This window comes from Streptomyces sp. NPDC002698 (assembly GCF_042888945.1).
Taxonomy (GTDB): Bacteria; Actinomycetota; Actinomycetes; order Streptomycetales; family Streptomycetaceae; genus Streptomyces.
In genome coordinates, this window is record NZ_JBIAQM010000012.1 from 124301 (window position 1) to 151223 (window position 26923).

Annotated in this window: 28 protein-coding genes; 4 read left to right on the forward strand and 24 right to left on the reverse strand. The window is 62.7% G+C overall.

The genetic code is table 11. The features are described from left to right. The first annotated feature begins 13 nt into the window (after positions 1-13). The 4 genes from ACFYW9_RS19215 (at position 14) to ACFYW9_RS19230 (ending at position 4248) form a co-directional block, all read left to right on the forward strand. A complete protein-coding gene (locus ACFYW9_RS19215) occupies positions 14-1438 on the forward strand; it encodes a DUF3987 domain-containing protein (RefSeq protein ID WP_389151416.1) in 1425 nt (474 codons plus the stop codon). 355 nt (positions 1439-1793) lie between these two features. Continuing rightward, positions 1794-3308, forward strand: coding sequence for a DUF6884 domain-containing protein (locus ACFYW9_RS19220; RefSeq protein WP_389151419.1), 1515 nt, complete (start codon positions 1794-1796; stop codon positions 3306-3308). Between the two features lie 347 nt (positions 3309-3655). Continuing rightward, positions 3656-3988 carry an Lsr2 family protein gene (locus ACFYW9_RS19225; protein WP_389151422.1) on the forward strand — a complete coding sequence of 111 codons (333 nt, stop codon included), beginning with the start codon at positions 3656-3658 and terminating at the stop codon, positions 3986-3988. 8 nt (positions 3989-3996) lie between these two features. Continuing rightward, the gene (locus ACFYW9_RS19230; protein ID WP_389151425.1) at positions 3997-4248 is read left to right on the forward strand and encodes a hypothetical protein; all 252 of its coding nucleotides are present in this window, start codon (positions 3997-3999) and stop codon (positions 4246-4248) included. A gap of 73 nt (positions 4249-4321) precedes the next feature. On the opposite strand, the gene ACFYW9_RS19235 is transcribed toward ACFYW9_RS19230, so the two are convergent. The 24 genes from ACFYW9_RS19235 to ACFYW9_RS19350 form a co-directional block, all read right to left on the reverse strand. Beyond that, on the reverse strand, positions 4322-4552 hold the full coding sequence (locus tag ACFYW9_RS19235; RefSeq protein WP_389151428.1) for a hypothetical protein: 231 nt from the start codon (positions 4550-4552) through the stop codon (positions 4322-4324). A 9-nt stretch (positions 4553-4561) separates the two neighbouring features. Continuing rightward, complete coding sequence (locus tag ACFYW9_RS19240) at positions 4562-5113, reverse strand: hypothetical protein (RefSeq protein ID WP_389151431.1); 552 nt, start codon at positions 5111-5113, stop codon at positions 4562-4564. A 63-nt stretch (positions 5114-5176) separates the two neighbouring features. Further along, complete coding sequence (locus ACFYW9_RS19245; protein ID WP_389151434.1) at positions 5177-5440, reverse strand: hypothetical protein; 264 nt, start codon at positions 5438-5440, stop codon at positions 5177-5179. After that, entirely contained in the window at positions 5440-6840 is a 1401-nt protein-coding gene (locus tag ACFYW9_RS19250; protein ID WP_389151437.1) for a hypothetical protein, read from the reverse strand. Before ACFYW9_RS19250 ends, ACFYW9_RS19245 begins: the two co-directional genes overlap by 1 nt. A 72-nt stretch (positions 6841-6912) precedes the next feature. Continuing rightward, positions 6913-7989, reverse strand: a complete 1077-nt coding sequence (locus ACFYW9_RS19255) for a hypothetical protein (protein WP_389151440.1) — start codon at positions 7987-7989, stop codon at positions 6913-6915. Beyond that, complete coding sequence (locus ACFYW9_RS19260; protein WP_389151443.1) at positions 7989-9227, reverse strand: siphovirus ReqiPepy6 Gp37-like family protein; 1239 nt, start codon at positions 9225-9227, stop codon at positions 7989-7991. The genes ACFYW9_RS19255 and ACFYW9_RS19260 overlap by 1 nt, the downstream gene beginning before the upstream one ends. A gap of 12 nt (positions 9228-9239) precedes the next feature. Next, a complete protein-coding gene (locus ACFYW9_RS19265; RefSeq protein ID WP_389151446.1) occupies positions 9240-10244 on the reverse strand; it encodes a phage tail family protein in 1005 nt (334 codons plus the stop codon). 17 nt (positions 10245-10261) lie between these two features. Beyond that, the gene (locus ACFYW9_RS19270; RefSeq protein WP_389151449.1) at positions 10262-16411 is read right to left on the reverse strand and encodes a transglycosylase SLT domain-containing protein; all 6150 of its coding nucleotides are present in this window, start codon (positions 16409-16411) and stop codon (positions 10262-10264) included. Positions 16412-16420: 9 nt separating this feature from the next. After that, the gene (locus ACFYW9_RS19275; RefSeq protein WP_389151452.1) at positions 16421-16774 is read right to left on the reverse strand and encodes a hypothetical protein; all 354 of its coding nucleotides are present in this window, start codon (positions 16772-16774) and stop codon (positions 16421-16423) included. 50 nt (positions 16775-16824) lie between these two features. Beyond that, a complete protein-coding gene (locus ACFYW9_RS19280; RefSeq protein WP_389151455.1) occupies positions 16825-17136 on the reverse strand; it encodes a hypothetical protein in 312 nt (103 codons plus the stop codon). A gap of 101 nt (positions 17137-17237) precedes the next feature. After that, complete coding sequence (locus ACFYW9_RS19285; protein WP_389151458.1) at positions 17238-17561, reverse strand: hypothetical protein; 324 nt, start codon at positions 17559-17561, stop codon at positions 17238-17240. An 11-nt stretch (positions 17562-17572) separates the two neighbouring features. Beyond that, positions 17573-18853 (reverse strand): GDSL-type esterase/lipase family protein, encoded by a 1281-nt coding sequence (locus ACFYW9_RS19290; protein ID WP_389151461.1) that lies wholly within the window; start codon positions 18851-18853, stop codon positions 17573-17575. Between the two features lie 67 nt (positions 18854-18920). Further along, positions 18921-19265 carry a hypothetical protein gene (locus ACFYW9_RS19295; RefSeq protein ID WP_389151464.1) on the reverse strand — a complete coding sequence of 115 codons (345 nt, stop codon included), beginning with the start codon at positions 19263-19265 and terminating at the stop codon, positions 18921-18923. 300 nt (positions 19266-19565) lie between these two features. After that, positions 19566-19955 (reverse strand): hypothetical protein, encoded by a 390-nt coding sequence (locus ACFYW9_RS19300; protein WP_389151467.1) that lies wholly within the window; start codon positions 19953-19955, stop codon positions 19566-19568. After that, positions 19952-20359, reverse strand: a complete 408-nt coding sequence (locus ACFYW9_RS19305; RefSeq protein ID WP_389151470.1) for a hypothetical protein — start codon at positions 20357-20359, stop codon at positions 19952-19954. The genes ACFYW9_RS19300 and ACFYW9_RS19305 overlap by 4 nt, the downstream gene beginning before the upstream one ends. Then, the gene (locus ACFYW9_RS19310) at positions 20359-20685 is read right to left on the reverse strand and encodes a hypothetical protein (protein ID WP_389151473.1); all 327 of its coding nucleotides are present in this window, start codon (positions 20683-20685) and stop codon (positions 20359-20361) included. The genes ACFYW9_RS19305 and ACFYW9_RS19310 overlap by 1 nt, the downstream gene beginning before the upstream one ends. Next, positions 20664-21053, reverse strand: a complete 390-nt coding sequence (locus ACFYW9_RS19315) for a hypothetical protein (protein WP_389151476.1) — start codon at positions 21051-21053, stop codon at positions 20664-20666. The genes ACFYW9_RS19310 and ACFYW9_RS19315 overlap by 22 nt, the downstream gene beginning before the upstream one ends. A 5-nt stretch (positions 21054-21058) precedes the next feature. Beyond that, positions 21059-22135: a hypothetical protein gene (locus ACFYW9_RS19320; protein ID WP_389151479.1), complete on the reverse strand. Its 1077-nt coding sequence runs from the start codon at positions 22133-22135 to the stop codon at positions 21059-21061. Positions 22136-22198: 63 nt separating this feature from the next. Next, positions 22199-22723: a hypothetical protein gene (locus ACFYW9_RS19325; RefSeq protein WP_389151482.1), complete on the reverse strand. Its 525-nt coding sequence runs from the start codon at positions 22721-22723 to the stop codon at positions 22199-22201. Positions 22724-22769: 46 nt separating this feature from the next. Beyond that, positions 22770-24188 carry a phage portal protein gene (locus ACFYW9_RS19330; protein WP_389151485.1) on the reverse strand — a complete coding sequence of 473 codons (1419 nt, stop codon included), beginning with the start codon at positions 24186-24188 and terminating at the stop codon, positions 22770-22772. A gap of 12 nt (positions 24189-24200) precedes the next feature. Continuing rightward, positions 24201-25505 carry a hypothetical protein gene (locus ACFYW9_RS19335; protein ID WP_389151488.1) on the reverse strand — a complete coding sequence of 435 codons (1305 nt, stop codon included), beginning with the start codon at positions 25503-25505 and terminating at the stop codon, positions 24201-24203. Positions 25506-25795: 290 nt separating this feature from the next. Continuing rightward, complete coding sequence (locus ACFYW9_RS19340; RefSeq protein ID WP_389151491.1) at positions 25796-26227, reverse strand: hypothetical protein; 432 nt, start codon at positions 26225-26227, stop codon at positions 25796-25798. Then, the gene (locus ACFYW9_RS19345; protein WP_389151494.1) at positions 26224-26403 is read right to left on the reverse strand and encodes a hypothetical protein; all 180 of its coding nucleotides are present in this window, start codon (positions 26401-26403) and stop codon (positions 26224-26226) included. Before ACFYW9_RS19345 ends, ACFYW9_RS19340 begins: the two co-directional genes overlap by 4 nt. A 66-nt stretch (positions 26404-26469) precedes the next feature. Continuing rightward, positions 26470-26838: a hypothetical protein gene (locus ACFYW9_RS19350; protein ID WP_389151497.1), complete on the reverse strand. Its 369-nt coding sequence runs from the start codon at positions 26836-26838 to the stop codon at positions 26470-26472. Positions 26839-26923: the final 85 nt, after the last annotated feature.

Below are 26923 nucleotides of genomic sequence, written 5' to 3' on the forward strand. Positions count from 1 at the left end.
AAGGAACAGCACAATGATTACGTTCGACCAGATGAAGTACGGCCCGCTCGGCGACGCGGTAGAGGCCGCTATGCCGACCAGTGAGGCCGACCCCATCGGTGTGTGGGCCGCTTCCCTCTCGCTGTACTCCTCCGCGATCAGTCGGCGGGTGGTCCTGGAGAACAAGCGGCCGGTCGTCGTGTGGACCGTGCTCGCCGGCCGCTCGGCCATCGGCCGCAAGGGCTACGCGCTCGGAACCGCACGGCAGGTACTCCACAAGGCAATTGGCGGATACCTGGAGGGGCGGACCAAGAGCGGTATCGGGTCGGGCCCCGCGCTCGTCGACCAGCTGTCTCAGCTGGAGCTGGACACGCGAGGCACTGAGGGCGGTGTCGACGGGCGGGCCATGGTCGTGGAGGAGGAGTGGGCCTCCGTCCTGCGAACGCAGAAGCGATGCTCCAAGTTCTCGACGCTGTTCCGTACGGCGTGGGACGGCAAGACGATCAGCAACTCCACGAAGAAGGAAGGCACCACCACCGTAATTCGCCCGCTGGTCGGTTTTCACGGGCACATCACCCCTGGTGAGTGGGCCAAGTACGTATCCGCGAGTGACGCCCTGGGCGGTAGCTTCAACCGCCTGCTTCCGGTCCTGGTCGAGCGGTCCAAGATGCTCTCCTACCGGCACACCCCGAAGTTCGCCGACGGGAAGGCGTTGAAGGACGCCTACGTTTGGGCCATCACCGACGAGCGAGTTATTTCGTTCAGCAGCGAGGCCGGTGAGCGATTCGATGAGCTGAGGGCCGTCATCGAGGACCGCATGGCCGAGATGCCCGAACTGCTGGCGGCCTACATGGAGCGTGCCGCGGAGCAGGTTCACCGGATCGCCGCCGTCCTGGCGGCCACGGAGAGAAGCACCGAGATCAGCCGAGGGGCGATCGAGGCGGCGTGGGCCTTTGTCGAGTACTCCATGACCAGTGTGGAGAAGTTGGTCAAAGACGCTGCTCTTCAGGGGGAGGTCAAGCCGATGAAGACGATGGAAGAGCTGATCACGGACGTCCTCTCCCGCTACGGCGGGGAGGCGTCCAGCACGACTCTCCTCCGGGCCCTTGGAACCCGTGGCAGTGCCGCAGCCATCAAGGAAGCGGTTGAGGACATGGACACTGTCGAGGTCTACAAGCTGAACCAGCCGGGTCGAGGAGCCAAGCCGATCATGTACCGGCTGCTCAAGGCCGAGGAGCCGGCCAAGGTCGAGGAGGCCGCGCCTGCCCCGCAGGAGGAGACCCCCAGCGTTACGCTGACGGAAACGGTTGAAAAGCGCCCCCACCTGCGAGTGATTACCTCCCCGGCTCCGAAGCCGAAGAAGGTGAAGAAGCCGAAGAAGGTGAAGAGGGTCAAGGCCGTGACTGCCCGCCCGGCGGCGCCGGTCGTGCCCGCTAACCCGCTCGCCCATCTCCTCTGAGGGATCTCATGCACAAGGAACCGAGCCTGAAGGACTTCAGTTCCACCGCCGCCCAGCGTGCGGCGGTGGAGTGGGCTCGGCTGGACCAGGAGGAGAAGCAGGCCCGCAGGGACCGCAAGGTCCGGCGGGCTGCTCTCACCCGTACGAAGGATCAGCCAGCGAGTGGGCCGGTCACAGTGCTGCGTGTCCATCCCGAGGTGTGGCAGGCAGCCCTCAGGGCTGCGGGAGGCGACGCGAGCCGCATCCGCGTCGTCAGTGAGACTGAAGTCTGGATTGACTAACCCCCCATATCTGTTGCTCGGCCGCCTACGACGTAGGCGGCCTTTTTGATGCCCGAAAACAGGAGGAAAACGAGATGCCCATGGTTACCGTGCCCGGACAGCTTCGCCGGTACGTGGCGAAGGAGATGGCACCGACGACCAGTGCAGGGTGGGATCTGAGGACGACGTGCCGCAGGGAGGTGGAGCGGCTGGAGTACGCCGGTAAGTCGTTCCTGGTCACCAGTGACATCGAGCTGTCGAACGATGCACTCGGCGTCGCGCTGGACATCGCTCGTGAGTGGCTGAACAGCAGCAATGGCAACAACCAGCGGGCCGGGCAGTCGTTCCTGAAGGCTCACGAGCTGGACTACCGGCCCGATGACCCGCGAGAGACCCGCACCCAGATCAAGGCGCCTAAGAGCCTGGCGGGGATGTACCAGGACGAGATCAAGAACCTGAGTGCCAGTGGCGCCATGAAGGCAGACATAGCGGGTCTGAACTGGGGCACTGGGATCAGTGGCCGAGTCAGGCCGGAAACTCTCGCGTGGCTCATGGAGCGGGCCCGGTACTGGGGCCGCAGCCACCCGACCCCGAGCATTCAGAGGTCCGCGAGGAAGTTCGTAGACACCTACGGGGAGACCCACGAGAGCCTTCAGCGACTCATCAACGGATACCTGGGGACCGGCGAGGAGGACCAGGCTCCGGAGGAGGAAGAGGCGCCGGCCTCTGAGCCGAAGCGCCTCATCCTGGTGGCTTGTGGGGGCAAGAAGTTGGACACGGACCGCGCTGCGGCCGGTGAGATGTACGTGGGGAGCTATCACAAGGCTTGCCGCAAGGCGGCAGACGCTCTCGGGGACTGGGTGATGGTCCTCAGCGCGAAGTACGGGCTTGTCGGCCTTGACGACGAGATCGACGCGTACGACGTGCGAGTCAATGACCCGGATGCGATTACTCCTGAGGAGCTGGCCAAGCAGGCTCTTGACCTGGAAATCCTGGACGCGGACGTGACGGTCCTGGGCGGCTCCGACTACGTGAAGCTCGCTTCCCGCGTCTGGAACGTCAATGCTCCTCTGTCGGGCGGCATAGGGCAGCAGCTCAAGCAGCTCGCCGAGATCTACAAGGGCGAGGCCCTGGACGACGACGAGGACCAGGAGCCGGACGAGGTCGAGGCCGCGGTCGTCGAGGACGAGCCCCAGGAGGAGGACGGCCCCGTCTCCCACTACAAGGGGGAGCTGCGGAACGTCGGCAGCCTTCCGGGCCTGCACCGTGCCGAGACGCGAGTGTTGTGGTTCGGTGGCAAGGCTGGCAAGAAGCACCCCGAGCCGGGTACGTGGCGCAAGGCGGAGATCGTCTACACCGGAGAAGGCAAGTACGACATCTGTGCTCTGGGCACGGAGGAAGTCCTCTTGACGGCCTCGCTCACCTCTCAGATCCACTGGTCTCCGCTCGACACCCCCGAGGTCGAGCCGGCGAAGGACGAGCCCGCGGTGGAGTCCGGTGAGTACGAGGTGCCGGCCAACTTCCTGGAGCTGGCGGCGGAGGCCAACACCGAGGCCGCCCGGCGCTACTGGACGCGCCGATGCGAGGAGTACAAGCGGACGGGGGAGTGACAGAATCCCAGCAGCGCAGAGAGTTGGGAGGCAGGCTTTGTCGCTGACATTGATAAGCCCGAGTGATGTGAGTCCTTCCGCCAGCATGGCGGAGTTCTCGTTCTTCAAGTGCAGGGAGTGCGGAGCTGAACCCCTCGTCCTAGCCGAGAACGAGCGAGGTCAGTACTACCACTATCGGCACGATGACCCCGAGGGGCTGGCCCCCCACACGGACGCTGTCCCGCTCGGGTACGTCGACGGAGTCCTGACGAGGTTCTGACAGATCGGCCCTGGGTGATTGGCGCCCAGGGCCCTGTAATTGTGTGATTCCATACACTTCCCGCGGATACAGAAGGCAGAATTAAGTCATGGCTCAGAGAACTGTTGTACTTCTTACCGACGACCTGACCGGCGGCGACGCCGACGAGACGCTTGCATTCTCGATTGACGGCAAGTCATACGAGATCGACCTGAACGACAAGAATGCGGCCAAGCTGCGTAAGGCTCTCGCCCCGTTCGTTGAAGCGGGCCGCAAGCAGAGCACGAAGGCCGCTGCTGGCGCCCGACGAGGCGCCCCCAAGCCCGCCGGCGAGGACACGGCGGTTATCCGCGAGTGGGCCAAGCAGAACGGCCTGGAGGTGAACGACCGGGGCCGCGTCCCCGCCTCGATCCGCGAGGCGTACCACAAGGCCAACGGCTGACACTGACCATGGAAGAGTCGCTGGCAGAGCTGAGCATCAAACTGAATCGCATGTCCGCTTCGGATGGGTTCCTGCGGAAGCACAAGGACGCGATCCTTGCGGGCCTGGAACTTCACGAGGCGGACTTGCACTCGCGGTTGCTCGCGCTCACCTCGGATACGCCCGGAGCTGATGAGAAGTTCAGAGTCATCAGCGGGGCGCACATAGAGACAACTCGGGCGGTGGAAGCTCTGAAGGCGATGGAATGGCCAGAGGGCTGAAACGCAGAAAAGCCCCCAGCCCGAAGGCTGGGGGCAGTCCTGTCTCTCATCACCCGAGGTAGACCCCTCTACCTCAGTCCTTGGTGGCGCGGAGCGCCTTCAGCTCGTCGCGCGGGGTGTCGAGCGCGACGGCAGTCTTCAGGTCCTCGTGTCGCTGTGCGACCTCACCGGCGCCCAGAAGGGCGACGAACAGGCCGGCGAGTGCTTCCCAAGGAGTCTGGGGGTAGAGCACGGTGAGGACAGGGACCAGGGCGGCGGCCACGGCCAGGAGCCGCACGCCGTGCCGGGAAACGAATTCATTCATGTGGGCTCCTTACTTGGGGGCCGACGCCGAAGCGGCGTAGTGGTAACCGGCCTTGTCCTTCTTGGAAGGGTCGGCCGTGGTGATGCCCTCGGTGAACTTCGGGTAGCCGTAGCCGTAGACCCAAGCGTCCTTGCGCTTGTGGACCAGCCGGTAAACCCCGTTGCCTTCCGCCGAGTTGCTGTTGTTTGTGTTGCCTTCAACGCAAGTCACGGTCGTCGCGTCGTAGGCGACTACGACGCCAGTGTGCTGGCCGCCGTTCTTTCCGAAGAAAACCTGAGCGCCGATGGCCGGGAACTCGTTCCAGCGGCCTCGGTTCTTGAACCAGTCCACTCCGTACGAGCAGGCCGCGGAGCGCGGGAAGAGGCCAGCGAGGCCGGCCTTCTGAGCGACCCACGAGACGAACAGGGCACACCAGGGGTAGCCCCCAGTGCTGACCCACACCATCCCGGGCACCTGCGCGGCGTACTTCTCATGATTGGTCCAGTGACCATTTTCGTAGCTCTCTCGGTATCCGACTTCGTCCTTGACGATCGAGAGGACCTTTGCTGCCTGACTAGCCATGTCATACCTCCGGGCATGAAAAAAGCCCGGTCATGGCCGGGCTGCACGTGACGTCTCCGCGGGTTAGAGGCGGAGGGAATTGATTCGTTCAGGGTCGAGGGCCTTCAGTAGCTCGACGAGTCTCTTGTTCTCGTCCTCGATCCTGGTCAGTCGGTCCTTGATGTCTGACAGCTCGTCCAGGAGCCGGTCAGCTCGTGTGCGCTGGGCTTCGGCCTCTTCTTTCCAGACCTGCGCGGTGTTCAGCCGCCATGCCGCCTTGATCAGGACCAGGGCAGCGATGGCGGTAGAGGCCATACCGGCGTATTCGAACATGTTCGTCAGGTCCATCACGCCTCCCTGTACCAGCCCTGGAAGGTCATGACGGTGGACGCGCCGACGTTTTCGCCTCGCACGGGGATATCCGTGGGGCCGCGAAGCTGGTCGATGACCGCGCCGCTACCGCCTGCGAGGCATACAGCAGTGAAGGAGCCGGAAACGGTGGTGTTCGTCCCGGCCACCATGCCGCTTGCGTATCCGGGGAGGATCTGCCGGGTGGAGGCCGCTCCGTCGCCGTCTCGAAGAGGCGTGCTCGGAAGGGAAACAGTGACGTTCGTGGTTCCCGACCCTGCCGCAAGGCACGAGAGATAGACCTCGATGAGGACGATCTTTCCGATCTTCTTGTACCAGCCGATGATGTGGCTCCATGTAGCCGACCCGGCGTTGGTTACGACCGGCACATATGACGTCCACGTCGTCGGGCCTACGACAGTCAGTTCTCCGCCGACAACGAGGTTGCCGTCGGTCTGAAGGGCGCCTACCCCGGAGCGGTAGAGGTTGGTGTCCTGGGCCGCAGTGCCGGTTCCCCAGAAGTGCTTGCCGTCGGTCGCGGTGTAGAAGCGTGCGTTGGTGTCCGCGGCAAGCTGGGAGGAAAACGCAGCATCCGTGGTTGCGACCCGCTGTACTCGGAACTGGTCGTCCGTCGCAAGGACGTTGGACCCGCCTCGGTAGATGTTCGTGTCCCTGGAGCCGGTGCCGTCCCCTATCTCGATGAGGCCGGAACCCTTGATCTGGATGCGGTCGCTTCCCTCCCCCACAACACCGGCCCGGTAAGCGGCCGTAGAGCTTGTGGCTGCCGAACTGGAGGGAGCGGCAACGGTGAACGACGCGCCACCCGTAAGCGACAGGGCGCCACTCAGGGTGTGGGCTCCGCTGAAGGTTCCCGTCAGGGTCCCTCCACCCGTGAGTGAAACAGCCCCACTGAGGGTGTGGGCCCCACTGAAGGTCCCGCTGAGAGCACCGCCGTTGAGGGTCTTGTTCGTGAGGGTCTGAGTGTCGGTCGTGCCGACGACAGCCCCGTTGATGCCGTGCGCCTTGGTAGCCGCGTTGTGCGTGCTCACGGCCGCACTCACCGAGGAGTCGGTGTAAGCCCTGTCCCCGTGAGCATCGGCAGTCGAGAGGTGGGAGTTCAGGCGGTCCCCGACCGTGACGGAGACCAGGGCAACCCGGCCTCCGCCGAAGTTGACCCACAGACGCTCGTACCCGTCGGGGCCGTAGAAGGGTGCGACGAACCCGCTGGCATCTGCCTGGAGCTGGAGGAGCGGGGCGCCGCTGATGTCGGTGAGGTCGGTGAGCTGGGAGGCGCCGGCCGAGGGGCCGGACCACACGGTCCCCACCGCGTTGGGGACACGGGCACCGGTTATGTCTTCTGCTACTGAGTCGGCTGTGCCGCCGAAAAGATTGCGTGCCAAATGGCACCTCCGTAAGGGCATGAAAAAAGGCCCCTACGGCGATGCCGTGGAGCCTGCTTCGTGAGTGGCGGGTTAGTTGGCGAAGGTGGCCGCCTCGTATATCCCGGAGATCGTCAGCTTAGAGACCGGAGGAATGGACGTAAGGAAGTCCAGACCGTCAGAGGTCCTGACCGGACTAGGGACGAACATGTAAGCGGCTGACTGGCTGGAACTGTCCCTGTTGATCTTGGCCACCACTTCCACGAAGTTCGGCAACTGGTTTCCGAGGTACGGGTTCGACAGAACTCCTGTGAAGGTCTGGCCAGTCGCGCCACTTGCAGGAGTGGGGAGGGTGAATCCCATCTGAGTCGAGCCGCTGTTCGGACTGGTGTCTTCCCAGGGGTTTTCGATCTCCACGGAGAAATAGACCGTTCCCGGGGCTATCCAGCGCCAGCGGCCAACCCTGTTGGTGTACGAGGAAGGGGCCGCCGTGTTCACCAGGGCCGGGGTGTAGCTCCGGGGCTTGGAGAGGTCACGGGAGATCACATTGCCGTCGCGGCCGATCCAGTATTCCGTCTGCGTATCCGTGTTATTCGAGTCCATGTCGATCATGAACGAACCGTTGGTCTGGTAGGCCGTCGACGCAACCGCGTTCCAGGGCACGGCCATGTGCTCGGGGGCATCGAACGGCATGACGCCGAGGGTGCTGAGTGCGCCGCTGTTTGCCGGGACGGTGACCTGATAGAGCGGCATCTCCCAGACACCGCCGTAGTTGCGGGTGAGCCCCGGAGCCTTCGGGCTTGCCGCGGGCTGCCCCTTGACGACTCCGATGTTCACCGAGCCGGCGGACATGTCCGCCCGGAGGACGATCAGGTCAATGCGGCCCGTCGAGCCGGTATTGGCTGTGATGGTGACGGTCGCCGTCGCGGTGAGCTGGTAGTAGAAGCCGCCGACCACGGCCCTACCGGGCGTGACGGTGACAGTCGTGGCACCAGTCACCGCAGCCGTGAAGGGGAGGGCGAAGGCGTCGATAGCCGTCTGTTCAAGACGGAAGTCCACGCGGTCCTTGCCGAAGACTCGGGCCATGAACTGCCACTGAGCCTGAGACATCATCTGCGATCCGCCACCCGCACTATCGGCGGAAAATGGGTAACTTACCTCGTTTGCCATTACATCCTCGCCTCTAGCTTGCGCAGCTTCTCGCGCATTTCAAATACGGTCTTGTACAGGTTGAGAGGGTTACCTGAGCCCTGTTCTCCGATCTTCGGAGAGACTGTCGAATTCTGTCCGCCCGAATCCACGGTGATGGAAACTTCGCGCACGATGTCTTTGTACTCGACCCCGTCAATCGCGACCGTGACAATGTCGCCGACGAAGTAGTCCCGCCCGAACTTGAGGGTCGGGGTGTCGATCGGGTACAGCTGGAAGTTTCCGTTCTTGGCACCTGCGGTGAGGGCCTCGGTGGCAGCGTCCAGTACGGCTTGTTTGGCCGTGTTGAATGCCTCGTCCGTGACAGAGAGGTCGGCTTTGATGGGCAGACCCGTTGCCGGGTCTGCCTTGATGGGGAGATCTCGCCGGTCTAGGAACTGCTCGATCTGCAATCCCCATTCGGCCTCTGACTCGGTGTCGATCTGCTGATACAGGTACCGGTTCTTTCCAGCGCCCTGGCAGGCCACGATGACGCGCGTGACACTCGGGGCCGTCAGGGCCCAGGTCAGCTCGCGCAGGTTGCCGAGTTCGCGGCTGAAGCGGACGTCCGCGGAGAGGTCGCGCGGAGCGAAGAAGTGCAGGTTGATGCACCTGCCGTTGGGGTCCCAGACGAAGCGGTATCCGGCGGTGTTGTCGACCCAGGATTCGAGCTTGGCCCCGATGACGTCCCAGATCAGATGGTCCGAGACGGCCTTGCCGAAGAACACGTCGTCGTCGAAGACGACGTTGCCCATCCGCCGACCAGCAAGAGCGCCAGGACCAAGAGCCTTGTTCAGCTCGTCCCGGATGACGCGACCAGCCGGGCCGGAAACTGCCCGGCCGCTGGTCCACTCACTGTCGGGCGCCCACTGCTGAGTGACCGGCTTGGAGGGGTCGGGGTAGGCGAGCCTGCTGTAGGCGAGCTTGTTGTCGCACTTCCCGCCGAAGTACAGGCTTCCTTCGCTCGTGTGCTGGTCGTTCGTCCAGTAGTGCTGGAAAGATTCAATCTGTCCCGTGAGGATCGGCGTGGGGACGTCGTCCTGGTAGATGGCGACGCCGCCGCCCTTCTGGAGCATGTCCGCCTGCGGCGTGCCGGCCTCCATGAGGAGCTGCCACGATCCCTGCTGGCAGTAGCGGACCACGAGGTCCAGTGAGACCCACGTGTCAATTTCGCCTATCCGGTTCAGCGAAGCGTCTCGCACCTCCACGCGATAGCCCATATACACCTCATGTCAGTACGTCGCATAGCGAGGCAAAAGCTCCAGTTTCACGGTTGGAGTTCCACTGCCCGATACGAGATTTGCTTGTACGGTCGACGTGCCCTTAGGCACCGACCAAAGATTCGGATTGGCCGACAGCAGGGGGAAATAATTCGTTCCCTGGTCGTCGGTGATGGTCTTGTAGCCCGGACGGCAGTCGACGGTGAGCGTCCGGCCTGCCTGGAGGGCATCAGCCCCACCCGGCTGGGCGGGGATGCCCCAGCTCGGCGGAGTCTTGCCCGGCGCGGCCGGGCCGGTGAAGGTAAAGCTCTTCAGGGGTCCGGTGATGGTCCACACGGGCCACGCCTCGATGTCGCCGGGGTTGGTGACGATCAGCTCGCCGGATGCCGGGGTTCCGCTGGACAGTTTCAGCGGAAGGAACGGGTTGCCGAGGAACGGGAGCGCCTGGCCGAAGGACCAGTGCGCTTCCGTCTCGGTGTCTCCGTAGAACCAAGGGTCGTAGGCGACGAGCTGGATACCGTACGAGGTCCAGGTGAACCCTGTGGCGCCCGTGGCCTCGTTCCCCTCCATGCCGCTCACGTAGTAGCACTGAAGGCGCCTGACCACGCCGTCCTGCTCCACGAGCGTGAGCACGCAGAACCCGTTCTTAGGGTTGAGCGCGTCGGCCAGCTTCCGCTTGAACGCTCGCGAGGTCTTGCGGTCGATGCCGTAGACGAAGAGGGGCAGGAGGACCGGCCTGGCGGCCGTCCGTACCCCTCGATACATCGAGCCGTCCAGGTTCGGGGAGTCGTTGGCATGCAACTCCATCGGAGGCATGTCTAGGCCCGAGACTCCAGGCTGAAGGACAATCGCCGGCCATGACTGGTTCTGGAAGCCGGTGAGGGGGATCTCCTCCCCCTCACCATTGCTTCCTCGAATCGACACGTAGGTGTGCTGCCAGTCCTCCGGAATCGGGATGAACGGATTCTTGGTCCACTCCCCGTTCTCAGGGGTGTACGGACCTGCGGGAATTGGCATTCAGCACTCCTTGTCGATTACAGAGCGGCCATCGTCTCTGCGTACTGCATCGCACGAATCACGGCCTTGGACGTGTCCTCGGACCTGGCCTCGTGGATGTGGATTTCGTACTTCGGACCCAACAGCCCCTCGGTTTCGCGGTTGGTGTAGACGCGTGCGCCTCCGCGGCCGAAGTCCACCAATTCACGCCCGCGCTCGCCCACGAGGGCGAGACCAGGAGCCGCGGAGCGGGTACCTGAGGCGTACTGATTGGTGTGCGAGGTCCTGGTGGACGTGGTCGTCTTTCCACCCACTGTGCGCTCGGTCGTGGTGGTCGTCGTTCCCTTGGCGGGGTCCCGCACGGTCGTGGTGACCGTGGTGACCTTCCGACCCTTCGAGTCCGTTGAATACGTCGTCGTTACCGTCGTCGTCTTCTTTTTCGTCGCACTCGTTGAGCCGCCACCCTTAACCGCCTGCGACTCCCCGGTGAGCCAGGTGAGAAGCGCCGCAAGCCCTGATGAGACAGGCGTCTTGGAGTTGACTCCGAGCCTCTTCTTCAGCGTCTTGGTGATCGTGTCAGCGATCCCCTCGATAGCCTTCTTCAGCTTGTTGTCCTTCTCCGTCAAGCCGTCGACAAGAGCCTGAGCCGACTCCCTACCCGCCTTGTAGTAGGAACCTGCCACCGACTTACCGAGAGAGTCAGAGGCAGTACCGATGGCCTTATAGGTCTTGTTGAAATCGGCCATCTGAGCATCGGTCGAATTCAGCAGTTCCTTAGCCATGGCGTCGCCCTGCTCGGGGCCGGCCTGCGCGATCTCCGCAATTATTTCCTTCGAGAACCCCTTCTTGGTCAGCGCAGTGATGTCGCTCTGGAAGGACTTGATCGCCGAAAGGCGCTGCTTCAGGCTGGACAGCGCCGAAGAGGTCGAGATTCCGGAATCGTTGAAGATGTCCGTCAAAGACCTCATGCCCTTGGACTTATCGGAGATGGAGTCCGCCATATCGGCTTCATCCTTCTTGATGTCCGTGAGCTTCTTGTTCGCTTCCTTGAGCTTCGGTGCAATATCAGCTCGGGCCTTGACGAGCTTCTGAAGCTCCTTGTTCTGACCGTCCAACCACTTGTTCAAGGAGTTGGCGGTGCCAGAACCGATCTTCCCCGAGGTGAAGGCCTGAGTGATGATCGCGTAGAGCTTCTTCACCGCAGAGTTCAGCGACGAGACGCCCTTTTCGGCGTCGGCCGCCACACCAGTGGTGCGTGTGGACCCTGTGCCCGAGGCGTAACCCCTCCGCACCCTGGCCGAAGACAACATGCTGTCCCGGTGACTCAGGACGGTTTCCCCGCCCCCGAAGTTCACCAGCTCGGGGCCTTCCTCGCCTACCCAGGCCCAGCCCTTAGCGGCACCGTCGGTGCCAGTGGCGTATCCCTTGTTACCGGAAAGAGCCTTTCGCCAGTCGGAGTAGCGATGGACGGCATAGTTGAGGCCTGCATAGATGTTGGCCATCGGGTCGGTAATACCTCGCGAAAGGTACGGTCCGGCCCACCGCTTGAACGTTTGCGGGATGGTCTGCATCAACCCTTGACTTGGGTATCCAGCCTTAGCGTTGGAGTCCCAGTTGTTGATTGCATTCGGGTTACCGCCCGACTCCACGCCAATTCGGTGAAGGACCAACTTCAGGGCGTCAGCCGGAAGTCCGAGCTGAGCCAGAGCCATTTTGACCTGGGGAGTCCATCGCGTGACATTGTCACCCGATCCAGGCTCGCTGATCATCGCAGCAATCTTGTCGGCCATGTCCGGCTTTACAGCAGAGACACCTCCGTCCCCGAAGTCGAAAAGGCCCTTCAGGTTCGGGAGGGAATCCTTCGCCGTGGAGTAGATATCCCCGACGACCTGAGACGCATAATCCATCGGGTTGTTCCAGATTTCCCGAGCAGATTTGACCATGGAGATTACGCCGTTGTACTCGGCCTCGGCCATGTCCCACATGCCGGAGACACCATCCTGCACAAACCCGATCGGGTCAGTGAAGAGGGCCTTTCCTCCGGATACGAGCGACTTCGCAGAGTCCCAGGCACCGCCGAAGAGATCCCCTACGACGCTCTTCACGGAATCCCAACTGAGAAGGTCGTTCAGGAACTTCCCACCACGATCGAGGACGTTCCCGTTACCCTTCCAGACGTCATCCCAGAAAAGAGTGCCTGCGGTAGGGCCGATAGCCCCGCCGATAGTGCCGATGAGCTGAGTCCAGCCGTCAGGAATCGGTATCTTCTTCAGAATGTCCCAGGAGTCCCGGGTCATAAAGTCGAAGATGCCCTTGAACTTGTCGGCCAGGTCGCGGCCGATGAAGTGCGATCCATCAGTGCCGGAGCCCACGACGCCCTTCTGAGCGGCACCACCAAGGCCGCGGGACGTGCTGTCCATCGTCATGGTGTTGACCGCACCGAGCACGTCAGGCCCGATCTGGAAGTTCTTCACCATGTCGGTGAGTTGGTCCAGGCCGAGCTTGCCGAGGACGCCGCCCCCTGCGAAACGCATCGCCTTGCGGACTCCTGCGGAGCCCTGGGTGCGAGCCAGCATGTTCATCTGGTTCACGAACCCGGGACCCACAGCCTCAGTCCACTCAGGCCGCATGACCGCTTCGCCACCAGACAGGTGGAGCGAGCCGGCCGTCGGACTGACGAAGTGATGCACGTCCGCGCCGGGGGTGTAGCCCGGCAGGACGCCGCCTGTGGCGCTGTTGGTCTTCTTCGGCTTGGTGGTCTTGGGGTTCTTACCGCTCGGCGCGTGAGACGAGATGTTGCCCAACTGGGTGTTGAGGGTCGTCGCCTGCGTCGCAGTGTCCTTCAGCTTCTCCTTCAGGTTGTCGATCTGCTTGACGATCTTCCCTGTCTCCAGGGAGTTGAGCTTGGCGATACGGCTGTTCAGGGAAGACTCTCCGGAACCCACCTTCTTGGAGGTGTCCTCCGCCTCGTCCTTCACATTGCTGATCTGGGACTTCAGGTTGGAGAGCGTCTTTTCGTCGAGCTGGTTCAGTTCCGTCATGCCGCTCTTCACGGCGGCAATCAGGAGCTTGACGCGCTGCTTCGTCTCGTTGAACTCCCCGCCAACGTGGTTGAGCTTCTGCTGATTCAGCTCAGAGACAGCGACCTCGCCCTGATGCGTGGACGACTTGAACTTGTCGCCCTTCTCCGCGGCCGAGTTGAACTCGCTGTTGAGAGCCGAGAGCTTGAGGCCCTTCAGGGTCTCAGCTGCACGCTCGGAGTCCTTGAAGGCCTTCTCGGCCTTCTGGGCCATCGCCTGAACGCTGCCGTCCTTGCCCGCCAGTTCATCGGCAAGCGGCTTGAAGTCCTTGCTTCGAACACTGTCGATGATGGACTTCATGCCTTCGATGAAGGATTCCAGTTCCCGGATCTTCTTCTTGGCTTCCTCAGTGTCCAGGTCGATCTTCTCGACCTGACTGTTCCTGCCACGGATCTTGTCCACCGCACGAGTAGCAACGCTCCGGTCGTCGCCACCGCTGAGGTTGGCTCGACGCTCCCTGTAGCGGTCCGCGTAGCTGGTGCTGTCGCGCCCATGGCGCCGGATGTCCTGAGCCTGGTTCCGCGCGTTCGTACGGGTGGTCCTGGCGCTCTGGTTAGCCGCCCTCCGGGCCTGCTTGGCTTCACGCTTGGCCCGCGCCCGCCGCTCGTTGAACTCCTCATCACTCTCGGACTCGGTCCGGGCCGCCCTGATGGCGTCCCGCTTGGCGGCCTTGGCCGCTCCGCGGGCTTCCTTGCGGTCCCGCTTGGCCTGGGCCTTGGCGTGGTCCCGGAGTTCCGACGCCTCCTTCTGAGCGTCGGTCTGGGAGCGGATACCCGTCGCCTGACCGACAGTCTTGGCCGTGCCCTTCACGAGGCCGGCCAGAGGAGACATCACCTTGGTGATGAAGCCGAACAGCTTGGCAAGCGTGCCCAGGGCCAGAGCTGCGGCCCCGATGACGGCCGCGAACTTCCCGACCTTGATCACCATGTCGGTGATGGCGGGGTGGTCCTTGAGGAAACCGACCGTCTTCTTGATCCAGTCAGTGAAAGTGGTCAGGCCCTCGAAGAATTCCTGAACCACCTTGCCCGAGGGATTCTTCAGGTCCTTGGCGACGTCGCTTACGGTGTTGAGCAGTCCGCCCTCGTATGTGACCTTGCCGTTCTTGTCCACGTGCTTTGTGCCCATGAGGGCTTTGCCCGCACCCGTGTACTCGTACTTCTTGTTCTTGCCCTCGCCGACGGGCGATATGAACAGGTCGGAAAGGCTGTACTTCGCCTGCTCTCCCATGTTCGCGATGCGGGCGCTGATGGTCGCACCGCCGAGACGTTCGGCCGGTGCCTTGTTCGGGTCGCCGGACCCGATGTCCTTGCCCCGCTCGATGAGCATGTCGTGAAGGGCTGTACCGGAGATGCCGCCGGTCTGCATGCCCGCGGTGATCCAGTCACGCATCTGAGCAGCGGCGCTGTACTCGTCACCCTCCTTGAACTTGAGGGTGACGCCCTTCTTCTTGGCGAGGGCCCTTTTAGCCTTCAGGTCCTTCTCCGAGTACGCACGGTCGGTGAAGCCGAAGATCGTGGCCATTTCCTGAAGGGGGAGGCCAGCATTGTTGGCAAGCTGCTTGAGAGTGACAGCACTGACCCGGCCGGAGTCAATCGACTTGGCGACAGCACTCATGGCGCGCTCGACCTGAGCGGCGTCGGTTACGCCGCCAAAGGCCGCGAGGTTGCCGATCGCCTCAACCAGCTCGGTAGCCTGCTGAGACGCCTTTCCGGCTGCCTCCGCACGCTTCTTCGCGTCCTCGGAGTAATACCCCTTAGTGTGGGTGGCCAGGGCGCGCGTGTACTGAGCACCGTAGGTGAACATGTCCTCGACGCTGTAAGGCGTCTTGGTACCGAACCGCTGAAGCTCTTCGAGCTGCTTCTGACTGGCAGCTCCGCCAACTCCCATACTGCTCAGCGCAGTCTGAGACTGGACGATCGAGTCAGCAGCCTTGATACCGAAGTACGACAGAGCGCCGGCCGCCGCCGCCAGAGGCGTAACGAACGACCGCTGCACCGTGCGGCCGAACTCGGTCATCTGAGTGCCGAGCCTGCCCAGCTTGCCACCCATGTTGAGGGTGGCCTTCGTCCAACTCTTATTGACATCCCGTGCGTTGGAGGTCAGAGCCTTCCGGGTGTCATTGCTCTGCCTGATCGCGTTCTGAGCGACCTGCTTGTCAGCCTTCGCCTGTGCGAGGGTCGCCTGAGTGGCCTGGAGCTGAGAAGCCCGCTGCATCTCCATCGTGGAGAGGATCTGAGCCTGGCGGGTGTTGAACGCCGAGGTATAAGCGGCCTGCGCCGTACGAGCTGCCGCGGCCTGCGCCGCGGCCTCCATGGACGCCTGCCGGATGACCAGCCGGGACATGGTCGTGATCCGAGCCTCACGGGCCCTGAGGAGAGTGGCCTCTTCCGCACGGGCCGCCTTCAGTGCAGCAGCAGACTCCGCAATAGCCGCCCGCTCTGCCTTGGCGATACGGGCGTTGGACGCCTCGACGTACCTCGCGTACGCAGCCTGTTCCTTCTCCTTCTTACGGAGAGACGCAGCCTGCTCCCTCTCCCTCCTGCGGAGAGACGCCGCCTCAGCGGCCTCGATGGCCCTAGTTGCCCTGGCGTCCTGGGCAGCTACACGCGCGTTGTGTGCCTTGACGGAGCGTTCGAAGGCGGCTTGGGCCTTCTCCTTGGCAGCGAGACCAGCGCGAACCGCACTCGCGGAGGCCGCAATGTCCTTAGCCTCCTGCGCGGCGATGCGCTCGTTGGAGGTGCGGACGTACTTGGAGTATTCGGCCTGGCGCTTCTCCTGCTTGGCCAGCTCTGCCGCATGGGCGGTGGTCACCGTCCCAAGAGCCTTCAGATAGCTGGCTGTCTCGGTACCGGAGAGCTTCTTGCGCGCCTCGATCGCAGCCTTCTCGGCCGCGACACGCTTCGCGGCTTCCGCACCGTACTGGGCAGTCACCCAAGCCTGGAGCTTCGCTTCGAGCCGGGCCGTCTGCTTGGCCAGCAGCTCCCGCTCTCCGGAGAACCTGGCGATGGAAGCCTTCGCCTTGTCCAACTGAGCCTGTAGCTGTGCCTCATTCAGGTCGGGGGTGATGGTGATGTAGGCGTTACCGACCCTGATACTGCCCTCGGCCATGGGCCCCCCTTACAGGTTATTCATTCGAGTGAAGAAATCCACCACCTCATGTGTGGAGGCGTGCGTTTCGGCGACAGGCTCAGGTTCTTCCTGGCCCGGCCGCAGAAGCGGCTCCGGTGCGGGCATGTCATTACCTTCAGCAGAATTCGCCTGGATGAAGAGCCAGTTGTTCAGCTCAAGGGCGTCAGAGATCCGAGCCAACAAATATTCATTCTCTGACCACTCGGCAGCCACGTCACAGACGGCCGCCAGCACGGAACGACCCGGCTGGTTCAGGAGAGAGTTGATCAGGACGGAGATTCGCCGGAGAGAGAGCTGCCCATGCCACAGGTCGAGTAGGTCAACCCCGAAATGCTGGAGCAAGTCTGCTTCCAGTTCCTCGGGGTATTTCCTGATGACATAGACAGCTCGGCTTAGTTTCCCGTGGCCTCGTTGATCTTCGCGTTGAACTCCTGGAAGTCACGGATCGTCGGGCGGGACTTCCGGTACTCCTGCCACTGCTCCTCGCCGAGGACCAGGCGGATGGCCTCGAAGTCGTTCTCGGCGAACACGACGTCGACCGGGTAGTCCAGCGGGGCCGGCACGAAGTAGGTCTTGCCGTTGTGCTCGACCTCGACCCGCTTGCCGGAGGCTTCCGCCTCAGCGGCGCCCAGCTCGGCGGTAGCGTCCGGGACAACCTCAACGGTCTCGACGGTCTCAACAGCGGCGGTGTTCTTTGCAGGCATGGGGTCTCCTAGAAAACAAAAAGCCCCGCAGAGGGGGCTCGGGGGTTGGGTGAGAGAGAGGCCGGGGATTACAAACCCTCCCCGGCAAGGGGATGTGCTACTTAGATGTCCACAGCGGGATCGAGAATGACCCATGCGACAGTGGACGTATCCGCGGCGTTCGTAGACTTGATGACGAACGAGGAGCCAGCGGTTCGGTTGTTGACATACACACTGCCGACGGAGCCGCTAGCAGTCTGGATAGTCAGCATGATGCGACTGTTGGCCCCTACTGCCGTGGTGTTCACGGTGACGGTTCCGGCAACCAGCGTAGTCAGGCCCATCTTGCAGTTCGAGCCTTCTCGGATACGGATGCCGTATCCGGCTGAATAGGCTCCGATGTTCCCGCTGAGGGCATGGAGGTCTCCGACGTAAAAAGTGGTCATTCGGCCTCCAATCAGGCAGTGAGAACAGGCAGCATGATGTCTGCGACGTACTGATGACCCGCGTCGGACAGGTGGACCCTGTCCGTCCCCGCGGCGCCCATGTTGCTCAAGTCCGCCCAGCGGCCGAACGTGTCCCAGTAGTTCCAGGAGTTGCGTCCGATGGCCCAAAGGTCCACGACAGCGGCGCCGTAGGAAGCAGCAATCCCTCGCGCTCGTGCCGCGTAGTCCTGGTACTTGATATGGGTGGCGTCGTGCTTTCCAACGTGCTGGAGAGCAATCAGAACGTCCGTCTGGCCGGTGGCCTTGTAGGACCCTGAAAGGGACGTCCCGTCCTTGACACTCTGGAGATAGTTCCGGAGGTATGCCGCCCAGGAGTCGCCAGAGATGGCGTCGTTGGCATCATTGACGGCGAGGTCGTAGATGACGAGATCGGCAGGGTAATCCGGGCCGCCGCTCCAGTTGGCAGTGCCGCTTTCGGGAGTGGTGGACGAGAAGTGTGAAGCGTGTGCAGCACTTCGGCCCATGTTGTTCACTACTACACCGCTGGCGTTTTCTCCCGTGACACCGCAGACATACAGGTTGTTGGTAGATGAGCCACTCGTAAGCTTGACGGTGTGCTCTCCCGGGCCAGCCGTTACCGAGGTCACTCGAACCGTTGTAGACGCGGCTCCTGACCCGTCTCCAGCAACGGGGGCGCCTCCGTCAATGGAGTACGTCCACGGAGTTCCGGCGGAGGAGGTAAGGGTGTAGATGCGGATGTTGGTTCCCCGAACAGTGAACGTGATCGAGTTGCCCGTGGTCCCAGTGGACAGGTACAGGGAACCAGGGCCGAAGGACGATCCACCGACCGTCCACGTCCCGGTGGTAGTTGTCAGGGTGCCGGGGATCGCTCCCCAGGCCGTGACAGCGACTCCGGCGCCGATGAACTCGGGCGAGCGAACCGTGCTGAAGAAGCCCGAGCCCCCATCGCCGAACTGTGCCTGAAGGCCATTCTTGATGAGCCCCATGTAGCTCTTGTTCAGTGCATCGGAAGCATGGAATCCCTGAGTGATGCTGGTTCCCACAGCGGTGACGGAGGCCAGGCCATTGCCGGCCGCCGCCGCGTCCCGCTTGGCTCGCCAGTTGGCGCCCCAGCCTGCCGGGATGTAGTAGCCGGGCTCGTCACGCGTGAGCCCTGCCACCCTGTTTCGTACCTCGGCCAGAGCCGAGGTGGTCTTGTTGTGGATACCGGCATGGTCGGCATCGCCCGCGTGAACATTGGAAGACGGGAGGGATGTGCTCCACGTACTCATGTGGTCCTCCTATCTAGACCAGAATTGAGACTCGATTCGTGACCTGGCCCCCTGTGGAGCCAGAACTTCAAGCCCCGCTCATGTCCTGGTCCGTGAGGACGTAGCCGAGCGTGCCGTTCGAGTCCAGGGCCTCGATGGTGAGCTGGTACTCCTGCGCGCTCGTGCGGACGAGCGAGATCGAACCCCGGTCCTGGATCATGGCTCGGGGAATCACGACACGGTTATGCACGTCGCCCTGCGACCAGTCCACGACGATGGAGAGTTCCTGGAGCTCCGGGGTGCTCGCGAGGTCGAGGCGGTACGTGCCCGACGCACCCGGGGATTCCACCCACTGAGCGCCGTAGAACAGCTCCGTGGTGTTCACGCTCGACTCGATGAAAGTCGCGGAGATCGAGAACGTTGCAGCAGTCACGTTGTAAAGCACGGGGGTCGCGCTTTGCCAAACGTTTACCGGCTCGGTGGTCACGGCGGGGGTGATCTGGACGCCCGCGTCCGAAAGGTATCCGAGAGACTTGAAGCCGACCGGGGCGGCAGTGCCGTCACCGACGGTAGTGGGGAGAGTGGCACCGACGGCGGGCGCCAGATAAACGCAACCGGAAGGCGCGAAGCGAATCTTCGAGGTGTCGAAGCGAGGCTCTGTGGGCATACGGGCTCCTTGAGGGGAAACAAAAAGCGGCCCCAAAAGGGCCGCTAGGCGGAGGAGTTGAGAAGGTCAGTCGTCAGATGTGAGGAAGAGGCTGACCTCGCCCGTGTAGGCGGGCTCTAGGGATTCCTGGTCCGGGTGCCAGTGAGGGGCAGAGATCTCGGCGACGTCGAGCACCAGGGCGCCCTTTAGGCGCAGGCCCGGGAGGTGTTCGAGCAGAAGTTCACGAACGACGTAAGCGAGGGCGCCGGCCTCTGCCGGGCCCCTGCCGTACACGTCATAGAGGACGTCCATACGGTCCATGCGGCCCCGCTTCATCCGGAAGCCACCGGACTGGATGAGTAGGACGCTGGTCTCGCCGACATTGCGGCCCACCATGGTCCCTGTGACGGCATCCTCGGGGATGTCCGTAGAGGACTGAAGGAACTCGATCAGGAGGGGGAGCGGATCAACTCTCAATCAGTGCGCTCCTGTTCCAGAACCTTCTTGAAGAAGAAGCGTCCCTTGTGGCGTCTGCCGGAGGGGTCCCGGTATCCACGCTCCTGGAGCATCGCGTGCCGGGCCTTCTCGTTCTCCTCGACCACGACGTATCCGACCCACCCTGTCCCTATGTCTTCTACATAGGCATGGACGTTGTTCTTGATGGCGTACTCAGTAGTGAACCGGTGAGGTCCAAGAGGAGCTGCGCGAATCATCTTCACGGCCAGCTCCGCCGCCTTGGCTTCAGCAAGTTCCCTGACGGGCGCGGAGTGCAGGAGTTCAGTCTCGAAACCCTTGTCGGTCTCGAAAGTGAATCCGCCCTTCCGGAAACGGATGTCCTGCTTGCCTCTGGCCTGACCAGGCTTCGCTACGCGACGGGCCATTACTTGATCACCGCCTTGACGTGGAGCATGGTGTATCGGCGAGAGCCGAGCTTCCATTTCCAGGCCCGGCCTTCGAGCTGCCAGAGCTGGTCCTGAAACAGGACCTTGTCAGCAGAATCAACGGCAACATCGCCCGGGAGATAGACAGTTGCTTTGCTGGTAGACGTCTCACGCGAGGCGGCATCAGGACTGGACGGCCCCCCGCGGGGGACGCCGGCCCCGAAGCCCGACCACACGATGAGGGGGTCATCCCAGTCACGGTGCTTGCCGTAGTCGTCGGCGACGAGCCGGGCCCGACGGACCTCTATTCGGTCGTTGAACAGCACTCGTCCCCCCAGCAGATGTGGAGGGAGACAGCCACAGCGGTGCGCCTGTAGCGGCACAGCATCGACTTTGCGGCCTCGGAGAGTCCCGAGTTATACGCGGTAGCCGCGTACTGAACTTCGAGATCCCCGGTCTTTTCCATGACAGTTCCGGGAGAGACGGAAAGCCATCGGATCACTTCGGAACACACGGCGGCCTTTACCGCCGCGGGGACCACAGACCACTTGGGGGGCTGGAAATCCGTGCGGCAGTAGTCGCACACCAGCCCCGTGGCGTCCTCGATAAAGGCAGTGATCCGGGTAGCCTCCGCCTCGTCGGCGACAGGCCGCCCGAGACGGGCGACCACATCGTCAATCGTTACGAAGGCCACTGCTATCAGGCCTCGGTGATGGCGATCTTGAGACCACGGACGAACTTCTCGCCAATGGTCGTGCCGCGAACCGCGTAATCCGGATCCTCCTTGACGGTCGCGAGACCGTACATGGTGTCCAGGCCGATCGTGTCGCTCTTCTTGTTGTAGTCGTAGTCGACCAGAAGGCGAGTCGCAATTCCGTTGACGTCCTGGACGGAGCCGGTGACAGCACCCATCGGGAGCGACGGGCAGGCGGAAGCGATGAGAAGCGCCGACTTGTGGAAGAGATACATTTCCAGGCCGAAGCTGTTGTGAATGACGATGTCGAAGCCGTAGATACGGCCGACGGTCGCGCGACGAAGCGCATTCGTGTCACCGCTGTAATCGACGGCCACGAATTCCGGGTCCTTCAGAAGAATTGACTCGACTTCGGGACCGGCGATGAGGAATCGCTCGGAAGCGGGAACCAGGGCGAGGTTCAGATTCATTCGCGCGTCGACGAGCGCGGTACGGAGATTCAGGGCACGCTTGGTGAGCGTCGCCGCGGTACCGTCCTGCGGCGGAATGGTGACAGTGACGTCGCCACCCACGGCATTCTTCTGGCCGGCGGTAAGGCCGGAACGGTTGATGTTCGCTTTGATGAACGCGGCAACCGTGTCATCGAAATACTCGGCGAAGCCCCTCGTGAGCTTGCTGAGAACCTGGGAGCCGAACTGCCGGAGGTCGAATGCAACCTGCTCCATGCCGATGGAAGTTGCATTCTGTGCGAGGGTCGTGAGCTGGACCGGGAAACGGGACTCGTTGATGAAGCCGTTCGGGGCCCGGCGGTCAGCCGACGGAAGCGGGCGGTCCGTCGCCGCGGCGAAGACATTCTTGTCGCCGGTGATCGGGTTGGTGATCGGCGAGGAAATGCCCTGCGCCACGACCGGAATACCGCGCGACTCACGATTGACGTTGATCACGTCGCCGATGCCGCCGGTGAAGTTCAGCTCCGAGTATCGGGCCGGAATACCGCCGAGGGTCAGCTGTCGGTCGAGCAGACCGAGAGCGGCGATCGTGACCTGCTTCGGGTCAAGATTAAAGTGGTGCTGAGTGGCCAAGACGCCTCCTGAAGGCATGAAAAAAGCCCCCCAGGAGTGGAGGGCTAGAACGAGAAGTGAGGCTTACAGGAAGGAGCCACCGGCGATGAAGTCGGCAAGCTCGCTGGGATCGAAGGACTGAAAGCTCGATCCGCTTTCCCGGTTGTGACCGGCACCCGCGAGATGCGGAAATTCCGATCCGGACTGCCCCTTGGGCAGAGACTCAATGAACGCCTTGATCGTGTCGCCGTTCGGGCGAGCGTCGTCACCCTGGAAACGGGAGAGATCAAGGAACTGGAGGTCGGGAAGCGTCGCGCCGGCCCCGAGGGCCTGGAGGCGGAGCTCCGATGTCACCAGCTCGGTGGAGACTTCGCCGAGGGCGGCGGTGCGGCCCTCAGCCTTGGCAGCCTCAAGTGCGGCCTGCTGCGAGTCACGGAGCTGCTGAAGCTCGGTACGGGTGGTGTTGAAACCCTGCTCGTTCTGGCGAGAGAGAGCCTTCCACCGGTCCCGGTCAGCGATGACCTCTTCCAGCGTCGGGCCAGTCGGAGGGGCCGGGGGAGCTACCTCGCCGGTACCGGGCTGGCCGTCGTTGTCGTTCTGAGTCGTCATGTGGGATTCCATTTCGGATATGACCTATGCCATTTCGGCGAGTCGGTTACTTAGCCTCATTCAACTTCCGGGCAACGTTCCCGGAATTGCCCTGTGGAGGCTTGATGGCAGGGCTCTGGGGTTCAGGCTGCGGCATGAGCTTCTGAATCTCCGCGGACGCCTTGGCGTCCTCCTTACGCATTTCGCGGAAGGAAGAGATCTGGGAAGCGGAGAAGCCAGCCTCAGCCCAGAGGATTTCCTCAGGCACATTGAGTTGCTTCAACTTGAGCAAAGCGTCAACATGCTGGGCTTCTGTGCGGTACTCGGGGTCTCGCCAACGCGTCTCCATTTCGAAGGCGTCCTGGCGCTTGTCCCGCTTGACCGCGAAGCAAAGCCTGATCACTCGCTCCCAAGACTCCCCGAAGTGGAGCATTCGTTCCTTCACCTTGGCCACTAGACCGGCCTCGGCGGAAATGATTGCTTCACCAGACGGGGCGTTGGTGGAGTTGACCAGGAAGTAATGACTCGGGACACGGGAAACGCTGGCAAGGTGCTGCACCAGCATGTCTACGAGTGCCACGTAGTTCTGGAGATTGGCGGCTTCGAAGGAGCCGAACTTGGCGTCCGGAGCCTCGGCCTGGAGGAGCTTGTCAAGGCCGACGTTGAACGGAGCGATCGGGTTGCCGTTGTCGTCTTCCTGGATCTCCAGGCCTGTGACGAAACGCTGAGGGAATGCCGCGAACTCGGACGCAGTAAGCGCGTCCATTACGGTTTTATTGATCGCGTCCTGAATGGGGATGCAGTTCGCCAGATCGGAGAACGGATCGCCCACGAGGCGGGCCCTGTTCTCGAACACAACGACAGGAACCTTCTTCAGCGGATTCTTGCTGAGAGTTCCCTGATCCCACTCGGTCACGCCGTAGGCGACCTCGTAGACGTATTCCTCAGTCCAGAGAGTGACCTGCTGTCGACCCCAGGAGTCCAGCTCGAAACGAGCCGCGGCCTCCAGCTCGTACAGGGAGCCGGCCTTGAAGCAGACCGCCATACGCTCGGCCGAGACCGGCGTGATGGTCGGGTCTCCCTTGTCGTCAGCCCAAACCACAATGTAGGAACGGCCACTGATCAGTGCCTCAAGGTGCACTGCATTTGAGTAGGCGTCCATGCTGGACTGCTGCCAGATCTTCCGGGCGTCCTCGTCGATGCTCTCACCAGGAATCCGGAATGACTCGACGGCAAGGCGCTCGTTCGTGGCGTCCACGATCATCCCGCAAAAATTGTCCCGCCACTGTGCGAACACGTCGTGGAAGGCGCTCTTGTACCGGGCCTGGGAGAAAGCGAGTTTCTGTTGCTCCCCCTCGTAATAATCCGAGTAGACCCGAGAAGGGTGGTTAGGGCCGGGGAGCTTGCCGTACAGGTACTGAAGCCACTCTTCAGGCTTCGATGGCTTACCTATGAATGCCGTATGGCTTCCAGGGGGGACGATCATAGGCGGGCCTCTCTAGAAGCCCACTACACGGCTCCTGCGTATCTTCAGTCGTCCATCCGCAATCGCGTCGGCCCTGGCTTCGAACGCCAATACCGCACAGACTGCGAGGTCGATCTTCTTTTTGGATCGGGGTGAGTCTTTGGTTATCAGGAATCCCTGGGGGACTTCCCGGACCACGGCGTTCAGAATGTGCCGGGTGAGGTCTTCGTTTCCGTCGTGCTTGAGGTCTTGGACCATCGCAGCAGTACGGAATCGTTCAACGGCCTGGACCATGCGAGTTGGCTTATTGGTCCAGAACTCGAAAACGTAGTCGTCACCCCATTCGATGGACCATCGTCCGAGGGCTTCTTGCCAGTACGGCGGATCGCCGTAGAACCACTCGACTCTGTACGTCTCAAAGGCACGCTTAACAGCAGCCTCGACGGCGAGGACGTCAACCTCCCAGTCGGGACGGTTGGGGTCCCGAGGGTTCTCCTGGAGATGCAGGACGAAGAGCTTGCCGTCCCGGAGTCTTACGCCGCAGAGCCCTGTGGCGTCTCCGCGGACGCTTCCATCGAATCCGATTGCGATCTGATCGCCCGGCATGATGGGGTCCTGGTCCTCGAAGCAGGAGTCCCATTCCGACTTGGTCATCCAGCCGTCTGACGACTCGGCGATTGCGTTGAAGAAGAACCTGAGATACGTCGAGTCAGGAGTCGTACGGTCAAAGAGGATTGTGCGAGTCAGGCCTTCAATGTCAGCCCAACTAGCCTCGCCGTAGGCCTCCTTGAGGGCCTGGCGGACCTTCGCCTCGTCCCGCAGCTCGTCAGGATCGATGCTGCCTTCGAGGCAGTCATAGAGCCAGTGGCCCATGCGGACCATCTCTGACTCGTGGATCTGCTGGGCAACACTGTCTTCGAGGGGGTTATATGCGTTGGTCGTAGTCACCCAGCGAGAGCCGGCCTTGGCCAACTTCTCCACGTTGCGCTTGAGCGTCTGGAAAAACTCCGGGCCGCCGTTGCTGCCGACCCAGTGGTGTACCTCGTCCATCAGGACGAAGGTCGGCCGGTTGCCCTCGTTGGTGCGGCCGGCAGTGGCCTTGGGCTTGATCGTCCCCGGCTTGCCGGACTTGAACTGGATGACGGCCTTGCCGATGTCGAGGCCGAACTCCTTCTCAGCAGGAGACTCCGAGAGACAGCCACGGATGAACTCCATGGTCTGTTCCGTCTGCTCAAAAGCCGTCGCGCCGACCTGCACGGTTGGCAGGGCGACCGGCTTGGCGACAGGGAGGCCGAACGCGTTGAAGTGGCTGAACCGGCACGGGCCGATGAACTCCACGATCGCCAGAGTGGCGAGGAGAGGCGTCTAACTTGCCCCAGCCCTTCGCACGCCGAAGGGTGCCAGCTGAGTAACGCCACCCCCCATCGGGGGTGATCGAGTAGTACCAGAGGACGAACCTCAACTGCTCCTTGGTGAACTTCCAGGGCTCACCGGCGTTGTCGCCGTCCGGCTGGACGATGTACTTGCTGCACCAGCGGATGACCTCGTATCCCAAGGTCTCCTTAGGAGAGGGGACGCCCTCAGGCAGGTTGCCGGTCTGCAAGGGCAGTCACCTCAATTCATTCATGTCAGTCGTTCAGGAGTCGGAACAGCTCCTCGTCGAGGTCTGCTGTGGCGGGGGGCTCGTCTGCGGGCGCCTCTGCGGCGTCGGCCTGGGCCTGGTCCTCGATGGCCATCCGGAGGCGAGCGCGGTCCTCGACGGTCCCGCCCCACTTGGCGGTCCTCTGCCGGATCTCACCGGCGTGCTTGGTGTCCCCCTGGAAGAAGGCGTCGACGAGTTTCACCGTGATCTCCAGCTCCGCCCAGTCCGTCTCGATCCATGCAGCGGCCTGCGGCGAGGTCGCCCAGGTCCGCCAGAACCGCTTGGCGCCGGCCGTCGAGATCCCGAGACCGGGCGGAAGGGCTCGGCCCTCCGTCGAGCCAGCCGCGGAGAGTGTCTGCGCATGTTCGTGCTTGTTGCGCCGAACTGCGTTTTCCTTCGGCTTCGGTCCTCGGGTCATCGCAGCCTCACTGCCTGGGGGTCGACCCCGTAGAGATCAGCGAGGTCGTCCATCTCGGAGAGGGCGTCCTGACGCCATCCCGTCCGCCGCTGAGCGTCGCTCTGCCGGGGAGCCCGCGTCTCGGGGGCGCAGAAGTCATAGGGGCAGTCGAAGCACGCACCACGACAGGCGGACATGGGAACCTCCAGAGGGAACAAAAAAACCCGGACCACAAGGGACCGGGTGAGTTAGGTGGAGCTAGGTCAGCGGGCGCCAGTGCCGTGCCCGTAGCCGTGCTCGGCGATGAACGCATTGACGGCCTGGCCGAGGCACTCCCCGTCGGGGGTGGTCAGGGTGCCGATGTACCGGCCGAGGGAGACAGCCTCTCTGTCCCCTCTCTTAGTGCGCTGGAGTGTGACGACGAAGGGCCACTCGCCCTCGCTGTAGGCGTCCACCCAGATGTCCACGAAGTCTCGTGTCTCAAGCCCTCCGGGCTGGCGCTTCTCCGGCGCGTAGACGTCAGGGCCTAGGCGAAGATCGATCTCCCTGGTCTCGGCGAAACCCCTGTCGATGCGGACACGGAGAGTGTCTCCGTCCTTGACTCTGAGGACAGACGCTCTGTAGTCCCACATGCGACCTCCGTAGGGGATGAGTGAAATGCCTGATGAGGGGGCCAGAGGACTGAGATCCTTTGGACATGACAAAAGAACCGGCTGA